This window comes from Sinomicrobium oceani (genome assembly GCF_900119185.1).
In the GTDB taxonomy this organism is placed as follows: Bacteria; Bacteroidota; Bacteroidia; order Flavobacteriales; family Flavobacteriaceae; genus Sinomicrobium; species Sinomicrobium oceani.
In genome coordinates this window covers 112075-130385 of the sequence record NZ_FPJE01000014.1, presented here as the reverse complement: position 1 = coordinate 130385, position 18311 = coordinate 112075, and the positions used below count along the sequence as shown (strand labels likewise).

The 18311-nt window shown below is 46.9% G+C and carries 15 protein-coding genes; 11 read left to right on the top strand and 4 right to left on the bottom strand.

The genetic code is table 11. The features are described from left to right. Window positions 1–10: 10 nt before the first annotated feature. The 4 genes from BT112_RS13580 to BT112_RS13565 form a co-directional block, all read right to left on the bottom strand. On the bottom strand, window positions 11–1855 hold the full coding sequence (locus tag BT112_RS13580) for a CocE/NonD family hydrolase (protein WP_072317932.1): 1845 nt from the start codon (window positions 1853–1855) through the stop codon (window positions 11–13). Window positions 1856–2044: 189 nt separating this feature from the next. After that, the gene (locus BT112_RS13575; RefSeq protein WP_072317931.1) at window positions 2045–4003 is read right to left on the bottom strand and encodes a protein-disulfide reductase DsbD family protein; all 1959 of its coding nucleotides are present in this window, start codon (window positions 4001–4003) and stop codon (window positions 2045–2047) included. A gap of 62 nt (window positions 4004–4065) precedes the next feature. Beyond that, the gene (gene tilS, locus BT112_RS13570; protein WP_245777042.1) at window positions 4066–5439 is read right to left on the bottom strand and encodes a tRNA lysidine(34) synthetase TilS; all 1374 of its coding nucleotides are present in this window, start codon (window positions 5437–5439) and stop codon (window positions 4066–4068) included. 107 nt (window positions 5440–5546) lie between these two features. After that, window positions 5547–6845 (bottom strand): anthranilate synthase component I family protein, encoded by a 1299-nt coding sequence (locus tag BT112_RS13565; RefSeq protein ID WP_072317930.1) that lies wholly within the window; start codon window positions 6843–6845, stop codon window positions 5547–5549. A gap of 352 nt (window positions 6846–7197) precedes the next feature. On the opposite strand from BT112_RS13565, the gene BT112_RS13560 reads away from it, so the two are divergent. The 11 genes from BT112_RS13560 to BT112_RS13510 all read left to right on the top strand — a co-directional run bounded on the left by BT112_RS13560 (window position 7198) and on the right by BT112_RS13510 (window position 18285). Continuing rightward, the gene (locus BT112_RS13560) at window positions 7198–7896 is read left to right on the top strand and encodes a GNAT family N-acetyltransferase (protein WP_083564930.1); all 699 of its coding nucleotides are present in this window, start codon (window positions 7198–7200) and stop codon (window positions 7894–7896) included. A gap of 99 nt (window positions 7897–7995) precedes the next feature. Continuing rightward, a complete protein-coding gene (locus tag BT112_RS13555) occupies window positions 7996–9183 on the top strand; it encodes an argininosuccinate synthase (protein ID WP_072317929.1) in 1188 nt (395 codons plus the stop codon). 122 nt (window positions 9184–9305) lie between these two features. Then, window positions 9306–10283, top strand: a complete 978-nt coding sequence (argC, locus tag BT112_RS13550) for an N-acetyl-gamma-glutamyl-phosphate reductase (protein ID WP_072317928.1) — start codon at window positions 9306–9308, stop codon at window positions 10281–10283. Window positions 10284–10295: 12 nt separating this feature from the next. Continuing rightward, a complete protein-coding gene (gene proC, locus BT112_RS13545) occupies window positions 10296–11090 on the top strand; it encodes a pyrroline-5-carboxylate reductase (protein ID WP_072317927.1) in 795 nt (264 codons plus the stop codon). A gap of 81 nt (window positions 11091–11171) precedes the next feature. After that, a complete protein-coding gene (locus tag BT112_RS13540; protein WP_072317926.1) occupies window positions 11172–12305 on the top strand; it encodes an aspartate aminotransferase family protein in 1134 nt (377 codons plus the stop codon). Window positions 12306–12371: 66 nt separating this feature from the next. Continuing rightward, entirely contained in the window at window positions 12372–13319 is a 948-nt protein-coding gene (locus tag BT112_RS13535; protein WP_072317925.1) for an N-acetylornithine carbamoyltransferase, read from the top strand. Window positions 13320–13407: 88 nt separating this feature from the next. Then, window positions 13408–14187 carry an acetylglutamate kinase gene (argB, locus tag BT112_RS13530; RefSeq protein WP_072317924.1) on the top strand — a complete coding sequence of 260 codons (780 nt, stop codon included), beginning with the start codon at window positions 13408–13410 and terminating at the stop codon, window positions 14185–14187. A 103-nt stretch (window positions 14188–14290) separates the two neighbouring features. After that, window positions 14291–15352, top strand: coding sequence for a M20 family metallo-hydrolase (locus BT112_RS13525; RefSeq protein ID WP_072317923.1), 1062 nt, complete (start codon window positions 14291–14293; stop codon window positions 15350–15352). A 316-nt stretch (window positions 15353–15668) separates the two neighbouring features. Further along, entirely contained in the window at window positions 15669–15974 is a 306-nt protein-coding gene (locus BT112_RS13520) for a four helix bundle protein (RefSeq protein WP_317039597.1), read from the top strand. Window positions 15975–16070: 96 nt separating this feature from the next. Beyond that, complete coding sequence (gene argH / locus BT112_RS13515) at window positions 16071–17351, top strand: argininosuccinate lyase (RefSeq protein ID WP_072317922.1); 1281 nt, start codon at window positions 16071–16073, stop codon at window positions 17349–17351. Between the two features lie 145 nt (window positions 17352–17496). Next, window positions 17497–18285 carry a M48 family metallopeptidase gene (locus BT112_RS13510; protein ID WP_083564929.1) on the top strand — a complete coding sequence of 263 codons (789 nt, stop codon included), beginning with the start codon at window positions 17497–17499 and terminating at the stop codon, window positions 18283–18285. The last annotated feature ends 26 nt before the right edge of the window (window positions 18286–18311 follow it).

The window sequence follows — 18311 nt, the reverse complement described above, 5'->3', positions numbered from 1 at the left end:
GGGCAAAATCTTAGTCGCCTTTCCCCAGGACAGTAAACTCTATGGACGAAGCGTTATACACCCTGTGGGTCTGTTTTTGAAAATCTTCTTCTTTGGCATAGAATATATTGTCTACAAAAGTCTGCGGATTCAGGTCGATAAGAGGAAACCAGGTACTTTGCACCTGTACCTGTATTTTATGTCCCTTTTTAAAGGTGTGGAACACATCCTGCAATTTCACATGGACATCGGTAACTTCACCGGGAACAAAAGGTTCCGGTTTCTCAAAACTGTTTCGGAACCTTCCCCGCATCACCTCGCTCCGCACCATCATATGGTAATTGCTCATCTTCAGATACTCCTGGGTTTCTTCGTCATCCTCCGCATCCGGAGGAAAAACATCTATGACTTTCACCACCCAGTCGGCATCCGTACCTGTGGTGGACACCTTGAGCTTTGCCAGAATATCTCCCGCCAGGGTCATGTCTTCGTCCAGCACCTGTGTTTCAAAGACCAGGACATCCGGTCTTCTCGCCGCAAAACGCTGGTCATCGGTCATGTACTTTCGGGGCGTAAATACAACCTTGATATCTTCGGAATACGGAACCGGTTTTTTAGGGTCGCTGACAAACTCCTGGTACGAGTATTCCATGGTCATAACCCGGGACAATGCCTGGTTCCTGCCCATACCGTACGATTCCTTACGCGTATTTTCCGGTGGCCAGGTATCGAACTTCTGCCATTCGTGCTTTCCGGTATCGAACATATAAGCTTCCGGCAAACCGGAGTTTTTATCCCCGCTTCCTTTGAGAAAATGGTCAAAAAAACGGGTTTCTATCTCTTTCTGGTAAAATTCAGAAATATCATCCCCGAAATACACATTTCCTATTGCCTGTCGCTTATGCAACCGGGTCCAGTCTCCGTGGCTCCAAGGCCCCATGACAATAGTATTGTAATTTCCACTGCGCTTCATCGCCTTATAGGTCGATAAAGGCCCGTAAAGGTCTTCGGCATCAAACCATCCGCCCACGACCATCACGGCAGGTTTTATATTGTTGAGATGCTGTATAATACCTCTTGGTTTCCAGAACTCGTCGTAATTCGGATGGTCCTTGAGCTGCTGCCAGAACACATTATCTTTTTTAAAGTACTGGTCCAGGTTGGTCAGCGGACCGGCATCGAGAAAAAACTGGTACTGGTCCTGTGTTCCCAGGTCGGGAAGTTCGTACCAGGCTTCGGTGACGGGCTTGTTTTTCATATGCCCGAATAGTGGTGTTACCCTCCAGTAGCTCAGCATATACGCCCCGTTGTGATGAAAGTCGTCAAAGAAAAAATCGCCTATCGGCGCCTGCGGAGAAACCGCTTTCAATGCAGGATGCGCATCGAGCAGGCTGTATGTGGAATAAAATCCCGGATAAGATCCACCCCATACACCGACGCGCCCGTTAGTATTGGCCACGTTTTTTACGAGCCAGTCTATCGTATCGTAGGTATCGGAAGCTTCGTCGGTCTGTCTTCTTTTCTTCCGGGGAATATAAGCCCTCATATTGTCAAAAACCCCTTCACTGTTCCACCGGCCTCTAACATCCTGGTACACGATGATATATCCATCTTTCATCATCGTCTCGTTAGGCCCAATCTTGGAGCGGTACTGTCCTTCTCCGTAAGGTGCACAGCTATACGGCGTACGCTGCATGACTACGGGATATTTGCGGGTTTTGTCTTTAGGGCTGTAAATAGTGGTATGCAGTTTAATACCATCTCTCATCGTAATGGCTACTTCCTGCTTATCGTAGTGTGCTTTGACGTCGTATTCCTGTGCCAGGCAGGATACGGAAAGAAACAGCGTAAGCAGTAATAAGGAGAATTTCTTCATTGCAGTGTTGTTAGTATGTGATGTATTACCGAAGAAAACTACCCGATCCGTTCCCGGGAAGCATGTTAAAAGCAACATTGTAGTGTCGGGAGATCGCACCGGATATTTCAGTCTCGATGATCCGGCAAATATAAAACAAAAAAGTGCGGAGCGTACCGCACTTTTACATTTCGTCATAAAAAGACGTTATTATTTAACACTTTCCGTCCCGGTCTTTAACCAGTTGAAATACGTATCCGTATCGGTATATTGTTGCGGCGGTCCCAGCAACTCCATGTCGGGAGTCATGATAATGTAATAAGGTTGTGATGCCGTATGGAAATTTATCGCCTGAAAAGTGGCCCACTTCTCTCCTATGGTACGGATCTTTTTTACCCGGCCTGATTCCAGCTGGTAATTAAACTGCTTGTCTTCCGGGAGTTCCTTACGGTCATCGACATAAAGGGATATCAATACATAATCGTCACGGAGCAGTTCATAGACCTTCGGCACGCTCCATACGTTCTCCTCCATTTTTCGACAATTCACACAGGCCCATCCTGTAAAATCGAGTAAGATAGGTTTGTTATGGGCTTTGGCGTATTCCAGTCCCTCATCAAAATCCTTAAAACAGTTCAGTCCAAGGGGACACTCGCTTTCCTGTTGTTTGACACTGTAAAATACCGGGGGTGGAAAACCACTGAGCATTTTGAGATGCCCTCCGAACAATCCGGATACCAGGTACATGACAAAGGCAGAGACCAGCACGGCCGTACTCAACCGTAAAAAGCCCAGTTTTTTCAGGGGACCATCATGAGGGAAACGGATTTTTCCGAAAAGGTACAATGCCATCAGGGCAAAGATCACCACCCATATCCCGATAAATATTTCTCTTTTAAGAATTCCCCAGTGTTGTACGAGATCGGCATTGGAAAGGAATTTAAAGGCCAGTGCCAGTTCCAGGAACCCGAGCACGACTTTTACCGTGGTCATCCATCCTCCGGAGCGCGGCAGGGAATTCAGCAAGTTGGGAAAAAGGGCAAACAAGGCAAAAGGCAGTGCCAGGGCAAAACCAAAGCCTGTAATCCCCGCTGTGAGTTGTATTGCCCCGCCTTCGGCCGTGAGCGACCCCACGAGTAATGATCCCAGAATGGGCCCGGTACACGAAAAAGACACGATAGCCAGCGTCAGCGCCATAAAGAAAATCCCGATAACACCCCCTGTTCCCGAAGCCGAATCCATCTTATTCCCCCACGAACTCGGGAGGGTCAGTTCGTAATAGCCGAAAAAGGAAAAAGCAAAGAATACAAAAATGACAAAGAAGGCTATATTGAGCCAGACATTGGTTGAGATCGTATTGAGTATTTCCGGATCAAGCGAATCCAGGAAATGAAAAGGTAAACTCAGCAATACATAGATCAGTACGATAAACGCCCCGTACAAAATGGCATTGCTGATGCCTTTTTTACGCGTTCCGGATTGCTTGGTAAAGAACGATACGGTCAGCGGGATCATCGGAAATACACAAGGTGTCAGCAATGCCAGCAAACCGCCGAGAAAACCAAGAATAAATATTCCCGCAAGACTATTTCCCTCCTGCGCTCCGTCATCTTCCCCGCGAAGCAGTTCCGGGTTTTGCAGATCGAGCTTCAGTTTTTTAGACAACAGGGTACTCTTCTCATCGACCTCCAGTTGTTTTACTTCCGCCGTTCCACCGTCGAGAGCAAAAGCGAGGTCCGCATCAGAAAAAATACAGCTCTTGTCATCACAGGCCTGGTATTCCACCAGTCCCTGTATGGAAGTGACGTCCGGCCTGAGCAATTTAATTTTTTGTTTAAAAACAGCCTCCCCGTCAAAATACGAGAGTTCCATCTCAAAAATATTGTCGTACTCCATGTGAGCTTCACTCTCCAGGATATCGCCTTCGAGTTCGAAGTCCGTCCCCTCCCCTTCAAAGGTAAAAGAAGTCGGTATCGGCCCTCCTTCCGGAATATTCGTCGTATAAAGGTGCCAGTTTTCGACAATGGAAGCCCGGATCACGAGTTCGTATTCCGTGTCCGATACTTTTTCTACGGAGGTCTCCCAGCTTACCTGTTCTGCCTGTGCCGAAACCCTCGGTATAAAAATCAGAAATAATAACCCGGTGAATATAGGAAGGATGTGTTTCATTATTATGTTGTAATTTTTTTTGTGTGTATTAATTTTCAGATCAATTGGTTTTATTTGTTATGTCAGTTTTCATTCTTCGCTTCGCTATGTATAGAGATTTTCAGGGTATTTACGGTTTCCGCGGTCACCTTGAAACGGTTGTCGAGCCGATATCCTATAACCCAGACAATAGCATCGCCGGAACACAATAGCCAGGTGTTGTTTTTGTCGAGCACCGGAACTTTCTCATCTTTAAAAAACTTGCTCAGTTTCTTACGGTTAGTCATCCCAAGAGGGTAAAAATAATCGCCTTTTTCCCATTTTCTCAATTTTAACGGATAGTTTAACTTATCTTTATCAATTGTCACCCCGTTTCCCGGGTTTATCACATCATTATCCCCTTCCGAAAATAACAGGCGAACGGGATATCCGATTTCGCGGATATCATCGGTGATAAAAAAATAAGATGCTCCGGTCTCTTCCTGTGCTATGGGTTCTATGAGCAGGTGTTCCCTGTCGCGCACCATGATAAATTTTTCCGATGTTATTTTTTTGCCGGACATAGCCCTGAGCAGTTTCTGTATTTCCGCAACCGGGAAGGAAAATTCCCTGAAGAGATAATACAAACAGGTTTCCTGCGGATGCAGTTGTTCCAGTTTGTCTACAGCAACGATACGGCGGTCTCCCTCTTGCCTGAAGAGGTCTTTTCGCAGCCCTTCGATATAATTTTCGACAATGAGCCCGCATTCGGCAAGATGCTGTTGCGTACGCCCGAATTGCTTAAGAAAATCGGGAGACAGGGATTTCAGTTCCGGTACCATCTGGTGCCTGATCTTGTTTCTCAGGTATTTCGTGTCCGAATTACTGACGTCTTCCCGCCATGTCCATTGCTGTTCCAGCAGGTAACCTTTGAGCGTTTCTCTGGAAAAAGGCAGCAGCGGACGTATTATTTTACCGTTCACTGCAGGGATTCCCGAAAGGCCTTCGATCCCCGTACCCCGCGAGAGGTTGATCAGGAATGTTTCCAGGCTGTCATCGGCATGATGGGCCGTAAGCAGATAAGCTCCTTTTCCTTCGCCCAGCAACCGACCGAACCAGGCATAGCGGAGTTCCCGGGCCGCAAGCTGTATGGACATACCTTTTTCCGCAGCGTATTTCCGCGTATCGAAATGTTGGGTATAGACCGGTGCGTTCAGGATTGTCCCGAGTTTCCGGACAAACTCTTCATCGTCGTCACTGTCCGCTCCGCGCAGGTGGAAATTGCAATGCGCCAACGCGATCTTCATGCCCGATTGATCACACAACCGTGCCAGTACCACGCTGTCTATCCCGCCACTGATAGCGATCAGCAACCGTGCCTGTCGTAAAAACGGAAAATGTTTGTCTATATGTTCTTCAAACGATGCTAACATCCGGCTAAAATAAAAGTTCTTCTCCAAAGCCAAAAATACCTCCATATTTTCGGGCAGGGGTCATACCACTCACCAGTAATACACCGCAGCATACCAAAAGTCCCAAATATTTTTTCAGACCTCAGGAATAATCGTCAGCCCCTATTTTTTCATCATTCCTCCAATACGCGCCGCATGGCTCGCGCCTTGAGCATACACTCTTCGTATTCCCGTTCCGGGTCCGACCCGCCGGTAATGGCCCCGCCTACGGTAAAAGAGACATAACGATCGGTTTCATTGTACAGGATACTACGGATCACCACGTTAAAATCGAAGTCTCCCGAAGGCGTAAAATAGCCAACGGCACCGCTGTACAACCCTCTCCGGGACGATTCCAGCTCCTCGATGATCTTCATAGCCGATATTTTGGGCGCCCCGGTCATGCTTCCCATCGGAAATGTGGAACGCAAGATATCGACCGAAGCTATGTGGTCTTCCACCTCTGCCGCTACGGTAGATATCAACTGGTGAACCTGCTCAAAGGTGTACACCCTGCACAATTCTTCTACCACAACACTACCTTTTTTGGCTGTTACCGACAGATCGTTACGCACCAGGTCGACGATCATAATATTTTCCGATCGTTCCTTGGGCGTGTTTTCGAGTTCTTCCCGTAGTCTGCGGTCTTCTTCCGGGGTAGCAGCACGTCTTGCCGTACCTTTGATGGGTTGTGAGACCACCCGGTTTCCGCTTCTTTTGAGATAACGTTCCGGAGAAGCCGACAACAGGTATTTGTCTTCGAGACGTAGATAAGCGGCAAAAGGAGGACGGGAGATCGCATTGAGCCGGAAAAACGTCTGTACCGGATCGAGCTCTTGGCCTTCTGCATAAAATTCCTGGCAAAAATTGGCTTCGTAAATATCTCCTCTGTGAATATGCAACAACAACTGTCCCACCTTATCTATGTACTCTCCTTTGGATATCCTGCTTTTGATCAGCGCCTTTTGCTGCCCGGATACGGCTGCCGGGGCACTTTGTACCTTCGCTATATCTTCGAAATCTGTTGCGATCTCGTCATCTACCATAGGCATGTAACAAAACTCCACCCGGTCTCCCCGGATGAAAATGAGCTTTTTCGGCTGAAAAAAGTACAGGTCCGGAAACCCAAGCTGGTCCGCATTAGACGAAGTAAGGCGCTCCACATCGTTCTTGAGGTCGTAAGAGAGGTAACCGAATATCCAGTCGGCCGTCACGGTCTGGTATTCTTTCAGGTCATCAAAAGCATGGTGATAGTCCGTTTTTATCGCGGTAAGGGCATCCACTGCCAGTACCGCATCAAATGTGGGGTATAAATGCCGGTAATTGTTACTGTCCAGCCATATAATCTCGGTGTGTTGCTGCGCCCATAAAAGTAGCCTTTCCTTAAATCCTTCCCTGTCTTCCAGGGAAAATACCACGTCAGTTCTCCGCATTCCTCAGTTTTAGAAAATAAGAATGTTACAAATTTAACAAATCCTTTACGAAAGATTGGCCACCGAAAGGATTTTATTTTGTACTATTGCAATGTGAAAAACAAGTAACTGAGGTTATCACGCATTGATTTTTTTTTATAAACCTCATTATTTTTTTGATAGAAAAATGCAAAACACCCACAACATATTTACTTCAGTTTTCCTGAGACTTCCGGTTTCAGCGATCCGTCCTGTTGTGCGTCGTACTCCCCGTCGCCCGTAAGGGTGTACTTCTAATTCTGGAACCCAGGTGAGTCCGGTTCCCCCTTCGAAGAAAATCATATTTTATTTTTTCAACCAAGTATAAGCAAAGATGGACATTGTTATTGCTGACAAGTCGCATATAAAATTCGCTTCCCTTATCTGTGATACGATCGAAGAATCGGCCAAGGTAAGAGGCACTGGTATTGCCAAGAGAACTCCGGAATATATTATTTCGAAAATAGAACACGGCAATGCGGTCATTGCTTTGGACGGCGATAAATTTGCGGGATTCTGCTACATTGAAGCCTGGGGACACGAAAAGTTCGTGGCCAACTCCGGACTTATCGTACATCCGGATTACAGGAACCACGGCCTGGCCAAGAAGATCAAAAAGGCCATTTTCGATCATTCCAGGAAGAAATACCCGGATGCCAAAATATTCGGTATCACTACGGGACTTGCCGTCATGAAAATAAACTACGAGCTGGGTTACCGGCCCGTAACCTTCTCCGAACTTACCGACGATCCCACCTTCTGGAAAGGTTGTCAGACCTGTAAGAACTACGACATTCTGCAAAGGACACAACAAAAGATGTGCCTGTGTACCGGGATGATGTATGACCCCAAGGAAAAGGAAAACAACGAAGAAAAGCATCCTTACAACAGTAAAGTGCTCCAAAGGTTGAAAAATATAAAACAGGCCCTCTTTCTCAACAAGAAAAAAACGTCCAAAAATTCTATCATTCCCATAGAAGAAGGATTTATAAGCCTGAAAAAAGTAATGGACAAATTAAAAGGAAATAAATAAAACACAGCGTTGTACAACGGTAAAAGACCTTGGATCAATACATCACATTTCAAACTCATAACCAGTACATTGCGCCACTTAATTTAAATAAAAATTACAATGAAAAAGCTTGTTTTGGCATACAGCGGCGGACTCGATACTTCCTATTGTGCAAAATACCTCTCCCAGGAACAAGGATATGAAGTTCACGCAGTAAGCGTAAACACCGGAGGATTTACTCCCGAAGAGAAAAAGGATATCGAAGAAAAGGCCCTGAAACTCGGGGTAACGACCTACAGTAATATAGAAGCGGTAGACACCTTCTACGACAAAGTCGTAAAATATCTGATCTTCGGTAACGTACTTAAAAACAACACCTACCCGCTTTCCGTAAGTGCCGAAAGGATTGTTCAGGCCATTGAAATTGTAAATTACGCCAAGAAAATAGGTGCTCAATATATAGCCCATGGCAGTACCGGTGCCGGAAACGACCAGGTGAGATTCGATATGATCTTTCAGATCCTGGCGCCCGAAATCGAGATCATCACTCCCATACGCGATGAAAAACTTTCCAGACAGGAAGAGATCGCCTACCTGCAAAAGAACGGTGTGGAGATGTCCTGGGAAAAAGCCCGGTATTCTATTAACCGCGGATTGTGGGGCACCAGTGTAGGTGGAGACGAAACCCTGACCTCCAACCTTTCCCTTCCGGAAGAAGCGTATCCCAGCCAGCTGAAAAAAGAAGGTGCACAAAAAGTAAAACTCACGTTCAGGGAAGGCGAGCTGATTGCTATAGACGATCAGGAAAACCACCCTGCAAAAAATATCGAGATCCTCAACGGTATGGCTTCCGAATATGCTATCGGACGCGATATTCACGTAGGAGACACCATTATAGGGATCAAAGGAAGAGTAGGTTTTGAAGCCGCGGCGCCCCTGCTGATCATCAAAGCTCACCACACCCTCGAAAAACATGTGCTCACCAAATGGCAGCAACACCACAAGGAATACCTGGCCAACTGGTACGGTATGCTGCTCCACGAAGGACAGTATCTCGACGAGGTAATGCGAAATATCGAGGTTTTCCTCGCCGATACCCAGAAAAATGTTTCGGGGGACGTCTTTGTCACCCTTTACCCTTATCGCTTTGTCGTAGACGGTATAGCGTCTGCACACGACCTGATGAATGCTTCTTTCGGAAGCTACGGCGAAATGAATAAAGGCTGGTCGGCAGACGATGCCAAAGGATTTATCAAGATCAACGCAAACCAGAACAAGATCTATTATCACGTAAACAAAATGAGTTAATCTTTTCCGGAAACAGCCTTTTAGGGCTGCACCGGATATCCCGTAAAGGGGGAGGCTCCTTACCCCGCACCTCTCCTTTTTCCGGAAACAGATAACCACTCACTTCTAAAATTTTCAGAATAATGATACAAGCAGGAATAATCGGTGGCGCCGGATACACGGCAGGAGAATTAATACGATTGCTACTGCATCACCCGGCTGCAGCTATCCGGTTTGTGTACAGCACTTCCAATGCCGGAAATCCCCTCAGTGATGTACACCAGGACCTTCTCGGAGAAACCACTCAGAAATTCACAAACGAGATCATTCCGGATGTAGACGTACTGTTTCTGTGCCTCGGTCACGGCAATTCCAAAGCATTTCTGGAGGCTAACACCTTTTCCGAACATACGAAGATCATTGACCTCAGTAACGATTTCAGACTCACCCCGGATGCGGTTTTCCAGGAAAAACACTTTGTGTACGGGCTCCCCGAACTCTACAAAGAAGATATCGAAAACGCACAGTATATCGCCAATCCCGGGTGTTTTGCCACGGCCATACAACTGGCACTGCTTCCGCTTGCCGAAGCCGGGTTACTCGAGGAAGATATTCATGTAAATGCAGTGACAGGAGCTACCGGTGCAGGGACCTCCATGTCCCCGACTTCGCATTTTCCGTGGAGGGATAACAACTTTTCCTATTACAAGCCGTTTACCCACCAGCATCTCGGCGAAATCGGGCAAAGCCTGAAACAATTGCAACCCTCGTATGACAGCGACGTGCTTTTCATGCCGAACCGCGGAAATTTTTCGAGGGGAATTTTTGCCACGGCATACACCACATTCGGCAAAAGCCTCGAAGAAGCCAAAACACTATATCGCGAATTCTATAAACATGCGGCTTTTACCACGATAAGTGACAAAGAACTGCATCTGAAACAGGTGGTGAACACCAACAAATGTCTTATCCACCTTCATAAACATCGGAACAAGCTGCTTATCACATCTGTTATAGATAACCTCACCAAAGGGGCATCGGGACAGGCCATACACAATATGAACCTGATCTTCGGACTGGAAGAGACCCTCGGGCTGGAACTGAAAGCATCGTATTTTTAAAATAATCAAACCATGAAAATAGCCATCATAGGAACCGGAAACCTCGGGCTTTCCATTGCCAAAGGACTTATTGTCAGCAATTCGGTAACCACACTTTACCTGACCAAAAGAAATCCGCAAGCCATTAAAAGCTGGGAAGAGTATGGTAATGTCAAGGTCACCGCAGACAATCGCGAAGCCGTCCGGCATTCGGATATCCTCATTTTTGCCGTTCAACCCGGACAATTCGAAGCCATCCTGCACGAAATAAAGGATCTTCTCAATGAGAAACACGTGCTTATTTCCACCATAACCGGATTTAAGATCAGGAAGATCGAATCCGTGATCGGTACGGATCATTACATCATACGCAGTATGCCTAATACGGCCATCTCGGTTGGCAAATCCATGACCTGTGTATGCAGTAATGAAAAAGGAAAGCAACGGGTAGAACTGGCCAGGGCTATTTTCAATAAACTCGGAACTTCCATAGAAATTCCGGAAGACCAGATGCGTGCTGCAACCGTGATCTGTGCCAGTGGTATAGCATTCTGGATGCGCCTGATACGCGCTACGACCCAGGGGGCCATTCAGCTCGGGTTTGATGCCAAAGAAGCCCAGGAACTTGCCATGCATACCTGTATGGGGGCCGCTACCCTGCTGGTGGAATCCGGTAACCATCCCGAAGAAGAGATCGACAGGGTAACCACACCACGCGGGTGCACCATAGAAGGGCTCAACGAAATGGAACACAGCGGACTCAGCTCGTCGCTGATCAAAGGTATTGTGGCATCTTTTAATAAAATAAACCAGATCGCCGATCTGTAATTATCCCCATGTGAGATTGTGGATTTTAGATATAAAAAATCGTTTAAAATCTAAAATCTCACTTCTAAAACCTATAAAAAAGTGAAGCTATTTGACGTTTACCCCTTATATGACATCACCCCGGTACAGGGCAATGATGTTTATGTCACCGATGACAAAGGCACTACCTATCTCGATCTGTACGGCGGCCATGCCGTTATCTCTATCGGACACTCTCATCCGGAATATGTTAAAGCCGTATCCGAACAGGTATCGATGCTGGGATTTTATTCCAATGCCATACAAAACCCTTTACAGGTACAGCTCGCCCAAAAACTCGGCGCTGCCTCGGGATGTGATGATTACGAATTATTTCTGTGCAATTCGGGGGCGGAAGCCAACGAGAACGCCCTGAAACTGGCCTCTTTCCAGACCGGTAAAGCCAGGGTCATCGCCTTTAAAAATGCATTCCACGGAAGAACATCCGCTACGGTAGCGGCTACCGATAACAGGAATATCAATGCCCCTATCAATGCACAGCACCAGGTTACCTTTCTCGAACTCGGTGATACCGATACGCTCGAAAAAGAACTGCAGAAAGGTGATGTGTGCGCGGTTATCGTCGAATTCATACAAGGTGTCGGCGGACTGGATGAAGCTACTGCCGGTTTTTACGAAACCACAGACCGCCTCTGTAAAGCCCACGGCACACTGCTTATCGCCGATGAAATACAATGCGGATACGGGCGTACCGGAGATTTCTTTGCGTTTGCAAAATACGATGTTACACCCGATATCATCTCCATCGCCAAAGGTATGGGGAACGGTTTCCCCGTGGCGGGTATTCTGATCCACCCGTCCATAACCGCAAAGCACGGCATGCTCGGCACCACATTCGGGGGTAACCACCTCGCCTGTGCGGCAGCCATTGCGGTACTGGATGTACTGGGAGAAGAAAAACTCATGGAAAATGTATCGGAGATCTCCACGTATTTTCTCGAAAAGGCCAAAGCCATACCACAGATCAGACAGGTTAAAGGCCGGGGGCTGATGCTCGGACTGGAATTTGACTTCGAGGTCGGTGACCTCCGCAAGAAACTGATCTACGACAAGCACATTTTCACCGGCGGAAGCAGCAATAAAAAGCTCCTCAGAATACTCCCGCCCCTGACGATCAAAAAAGAACATATAGACACCTTTTTCGCCGCACTGGAGGATGTGATCACAAACGCCTGAAACCGCAGGTGAAGGAAATACGGCAAAAATTACGAACTACGAACTAACAAACTAATAGATTAAACAATGAAACACTATCTTACCACAGACGACATAGACAGTGTCCCGAAAATCATAGAAGAAGCCATTGCCTTAAAAAAGGACCCGTACCAGGCCGAACAACTCGGAAAACGGAAAACGTTGGGTATGTTGTTCTTTAACTCCAGTTTACGTACCCGCCTGAGCACGCAGAAAGCGGCCATGCAACTGGGGATGCAGGTTATGGTTATGAATTTTTCCGGGGAAGCATGGTCTCTTGAGTTTGAAGACGGTAGTGTCATGAACGGTTCGACTTCCGAGCACATCAGGGAAGCGGCAGCGGTGATCTCCCAGTATTGCGACATTATCGCTGTCCGGGCTTTCCCTACGCTGACAGATAAGGATAAAGACGAAGAAGAATACGTCCTGAAAAGCTTTCAGAAATACGCCTCGGTCCCGATCGTAAATATGGAAAGTGCTACCGCACACCCCTTACAGGCCCTGACCGATGCGATTACCATTACCGAACTCAAGACACGGAAAAAACCGAAAGTAGTACTTTCCTGGGCCCCGCACCCCAAAGCATTACCGCATGCCGTAGCCAATTCGTTTACAAGTATGATGCAGAAAATGGATGTGGAATTTGTTATTACGCACCCGGTAGGTTATGAACTCAACCCGGAAGTCACAGGCGATACCCCGATCGTTTACGACCAGGATGAAGCCCTCAAAGATGCCGATTTTGTCTATGTCAAAAACTGGAGCTCGTACAAGGATTACGGTAAAGTCCTGCATTCCGATCCGGCCTGGAGGATCAGTCAGGACAAAATGGCCCTGACCAATAACGGGAAGTTTATGCACTGCCTGCCTGTACGGAGAAACGTTATCGTAGACGATGCCGTCCTCGACAGTCCGCAATCTGTAGTCATCCAACAGGCCAACAACAGGACATTTGCAGCCCAGGTCGTATTGAAACAGATACTGGAATCTTTATAAGGCCGGGCCTCATCGCATAGTATACAGATATCAGTAACATCTATAATGCTTTCGCGACACCACATCGGGGAGCACAAAAACAAAACACATGAAACCCAGATTATCCGTAGTTAAAATTGGCGGTAACATTATAGAAAACGAATCGGCATTACAGGATTTCCTGAAAGATTTTGCCGCCATGGAAGGCTATAAAGTCCTTGTACATGGCGGGGGAAGAACAGCCACCCGCATTGCGGAACACCTCGGGATACCTTCGAAAATGGTCGGGGGAAGGCGTATCACCACCCGCGAAACACTGGATGTTATCGTTATGGTGTACGGCGGACTGACCAATAAAAATGTAGTATCCGACCTGCAGCGTTACGGCTGTAATGCCATAGGGCTATCCGGCGCCGACGGTAATACTATCCTGTCTGATAAACGTCCCGTAAAAGAGATCGATTACGGATATGCCGGGGATATCCGGCAGGTAAATTCGGCTGCGGTAAAAGCCCTTCTGGAAAGTGATATGACTCCCGTTTTTTGTGCTATAACCCACGACGGTAAAGGACAGTTGCTCAACACCAATGCCGATACCATCGCCTCGGAAGTCGCCATTGCCATGAGCGAACATTTCGAGACATCACTGTATTATTGCTTCGAAAAGAAAGGCGTGCTGCGGAGTGTGGAAGACGACGATTCGGTAATTACCCATATCGATACCACCGTTTACGAACAGTTACTCGAAGAGCATATCATAGCCGACGGCATGCTGCCTAAAATGCACAACTGCTTTAACGCCCTGCAACGCCATGTACATAAAGTTTGTATAGGGCTTCCGGGCATGATTGCAGGAAAAGAACAACGCTTTACAACCCTGACGTTGTAATATCATAAAACCGGGCTACGGCCCCATACGGGAAAACAGGATCACAGGTCTCCGTCCTGCCCGGATGACAACATTTAAAAATCGCTGTAAAAATAAAAATACAATGACGGACCAACTCACACCATCGGCCATAGCGCTGTTAAAACAACTCATCGGCACGCCTTCTTTCTCCTCGGAAGAAGACAAAACCGCTGCACATATCGAAAACTGGCTGCAAGTACACCATATTCCCTTCAAACGAAAGGATAACAACGTATATGCCTTCAATAAATATTTCGACGCAGATAAACCCACGCTGCTCCTCAACTCGCATCACGACACCGTAAGGCCCAACAGCGCCTATACCAAAGATCCTTTCGATGCCCATATCGAAGACGGAAAACTCTATGGACTGGGAAGCAATGACGCCGGGGGCTGTCTGGTGTCGCTCCTCGCCACGTTCGCCTGGTTCTACGACAAGCCGGATCTCAAATACAACCTTATTATAGTTGCTTCGGCAGAAGAAGAAAGCTCCGGAGACAAAGGCCTCAACAGCATGATCCCGGTATTGCCGCACATCGATGTTGCCATTGTGGGTGAACCTACACTGATGCAGCTGGCCATAGCCGAAAAAGGACTGGTCGTATTCGATGCCACGGTAAAAGGTACACCGAGCCACGCCGCACATCCCAACGATAACAATGCTATATACAATACGATCCGTGTACTGGAATGGTTCCGCGACTACCGTTTCGAAAAAGTATCGGAAGTACTGGGAGAGGTAAAAATGACCGTAACCCAGATCAATGCCGGTAAACAGCACAACGTAGTCCCTGCAGAGACCAGCCTGGTTATCGATGTCCGGGTCAACGACCGCTATACCAACCAGGAAATCACAGACCTGCTACGGGCTTCGTCGCCCTGCGACGAGATTATACCGCGCTCGCTGCGCCTGAACTCCTCTTCTATCCCCAAAACACATCCCCTGGTACAGGCCGGAATTGCACTGGGCAGGGAAACATACGGCTCCCCCACCCTTTCGGACCAGGCCGTACTCACCTGTCCTTCCCTCAAACTGGGACCGGGAGATTCGACAAGGTCACACTCCGCAGATGAGTTTATTTATGTGAGGGAGATTGAGGAGGGGGTCAAGTTGTATGTTGAGTTGTTGGAGGGAGTGTTATAGTTTTGAGTTGGGGAGTTCGGAGTTGAGGAGTTCGGAGTTGAGGAATTTGGCGGTTACCTCGTGGTAAGCTTACGAGACTTTCAAAGGAAATGGACTTTCAATTCATTTCCGATACAAGCACCTGAGCATAAATCTCACTTAGTGAGTCAAAACCAAAAACTATTAATTCAGAGTTCATCAAATAAAAAACCAGAGGATGTGTTATTTTTAAGGCTTTAAAATAAATTAACACAACCCTCAACACTATGAAAAGTAAATACCACTTTAAGTTTGAAGAACTGACCATGTATCAAAAGCTTGGAACTTTGCAGATGAAATAAATGCGCAGATTAATAATTTCCCAAAATATGAAATATATCGATTAGCATCCCAGTTTATCCGGGCTGCTGATTCGGTTGCCAATAATATTGCAGAAGGATCATCCGGGTCAGCAGCAAGTTTTAACCGTTATTTACAAATTGCTTGGGATAGTGCTAATGAATGTGTGGTGTGCAGCACCAAATCAAGACGGCGCGGATATATTTCTCCGGAAACAGATGAACAAAACCGTGCAAACGTTACGGAGTTATGTAAAATGATAACTTCATATAAAAACTATTTGAAAAAGAAAAAACAGAAGTAGTTGAGATTTTGATGAGACTCAAAGTTAAAGAATGTAAAATATAAAAAACTCAGAACTCATCAACTCAGAACTAAAAAACTCATAAACCAACAAACAATGAAACTCTGGGACAAAGGCTTTAGCACTGATAAAAAAATAGATCATTTTACCGTAGGTAACGACCGCGAACTCGACCTGGTTCTGGCCAAATATGATGTCATGGCCTCTACCGCCCATGCGAAAATGCTGGGAAAGATCGGTTTGCTGACACCCGAAGAAACCGTGCAACTAACAGAAGAACTGGACCGTATAGGAATGGATATCGAAGCCGGTAATTTTACCATAGAAGACGGCTTTGAGGACATGCACTCCAAAATAGAGTACCTGCTTATCCAGAAACTCGGAGATACGGGTAAAAAGATCCATACCGCCCGCTCACGGAACGACCAGGTGCTGGTAGCCATGCATCTCTACCTGAAAAATGAGCTTGGAGAAATAAAAACACAGACCAGGGCGCTTTTTGATCTCTTGATGGAACTGGCCGCAAAATACCGTGGGGTCCTGCTGCCGGGATACACCCATTTACAGATTGCCATGCCCTCATCTTTCGGACTTTGGTTTTCTGCTTATGCCGAAAGTCTTATTGACGACCTGTATTTTATCGATGCTGCCTATAAGGTTGCCGACCAGAATCCGCTCGGGAGCGCCGCAGGATACGGAAGTTCGTTCCCCATAGACCGCACCTTCACCACAGAAGCACTCGGGTTCGAGACTATGAAATACAACGTGGTTGCCGCACAGATGGGACGGGGTAAAGTAGAAAAAAGCACCGCATTCGGATTGGCAGGCATAGCTGCGACGCTATCCAAAATGGCCATGGACGTATGCCTGTATATGAGTCAGAATTTCGATTTTATCACTTTCCCTGACGAACTCACTACCGGGAGCAGTATTATGCCACATAAAAAGAACCCCGATGTATTTGAGCTTATCCGTGGAAAATGTAATAAGATACAGGCAGTGCCCAATCAGCTCACCCTGATCATCAATAACCTGCCAAGCGGATATCACAGGGACCTCCAGCTGGTTAAGGAAGTTATCATCCCGGCTATACAAGACCTGAAAGCCTGCCTGGAAATGGCTGCCTTTACCCTCAAAGACATCCGGGTCAATGACGGAATTCTCGAAGATCCGAAATACGACTACCTCTTTAGTGTAGATACCCTCAACGAACTCGTACAATCCGGAATGCCTTTCCGCGACGCCTATAAGAAAATGGGGATGGATATCGCCGCAGGAACCTTTACTCCGAAAAGAGATATAAAACATACCCACGAAGGCAGCTTCGGCAACCTCTGCCTCGATGAGATCCGGAAAAAGATGGAAAAATTGGGGTGATTATCTTGATTTATGGGGGGAATGGTTGGTTAGTTCGTAGTTGATAGCGGGTAGTTATTCAAAGGTTAAAATCCCGGTTTTTCGGGATAATCCCTATCCCCCTACTACCTTAATTTTGTCGGGTAACTTCAAAAAACAGAAAACGATGAAATTATTACGTCTGGGAATTACCGGGATCTTCGCCTTCGGGACATTCTTTTATGCCGGAGCACAGATCAAACTGAATAAAAAAGCACTGGAATCGGGCTCGAAAGCTGTAAAAGCCGTAACACTGAGCGATTCAGAAGTCATAGCCTATACCAAAGAATACATACAATGGATGGACGAGAATAACCCTGTAGCTCCACCCGAAGATGTTTTGGCACAACGTCTGGAAAAACTCACTGCCGGGCTGAACAGCTACGACGGGCTCGATCTCAACTTCAAGGTATATCTGGTCCGCGATATCAATGCCTTTGCCTGCGCCGATGGTAGTGTACGTGTTTGTGCCGGCCTTATGGATAACATGTCCGACGAAGAAGTGCTGGGCGTTATAGGACATGAGATCGGACACGTGAAAAATACCGATTCCAAAGATGCGTTCAGGACTGCCCTACTGACATCGGCTCTCAAAGACGGTGTTTCCTCGCAGGGAGGTGCAGCGGCAACTCTAAGCGATTCGCAACTGGGAGACCTCAGTGAGGCAGTGGCCAACTCGGCATTTTCGAGAAAACAGGAAAGCAAAGCGGACGAGTACGGGTACAAGTTCCTAAAAGATAATGACGTCAATCCCTGGTACATGGCTATGGCTTTTGAAAAACTGCTGGCCACCTCGGGCGACAACACAGAAAAGAAAAAGGGGGCTCAACTCTTTTCTTCACACCCCGATACGGAAAAAAGAATAAAAGCTTCGGCCCAAAAAGCAGAAAAAGACGGTTTCAAACGTCCGGAATAATGTGATATTAACAACCGATACGGAAG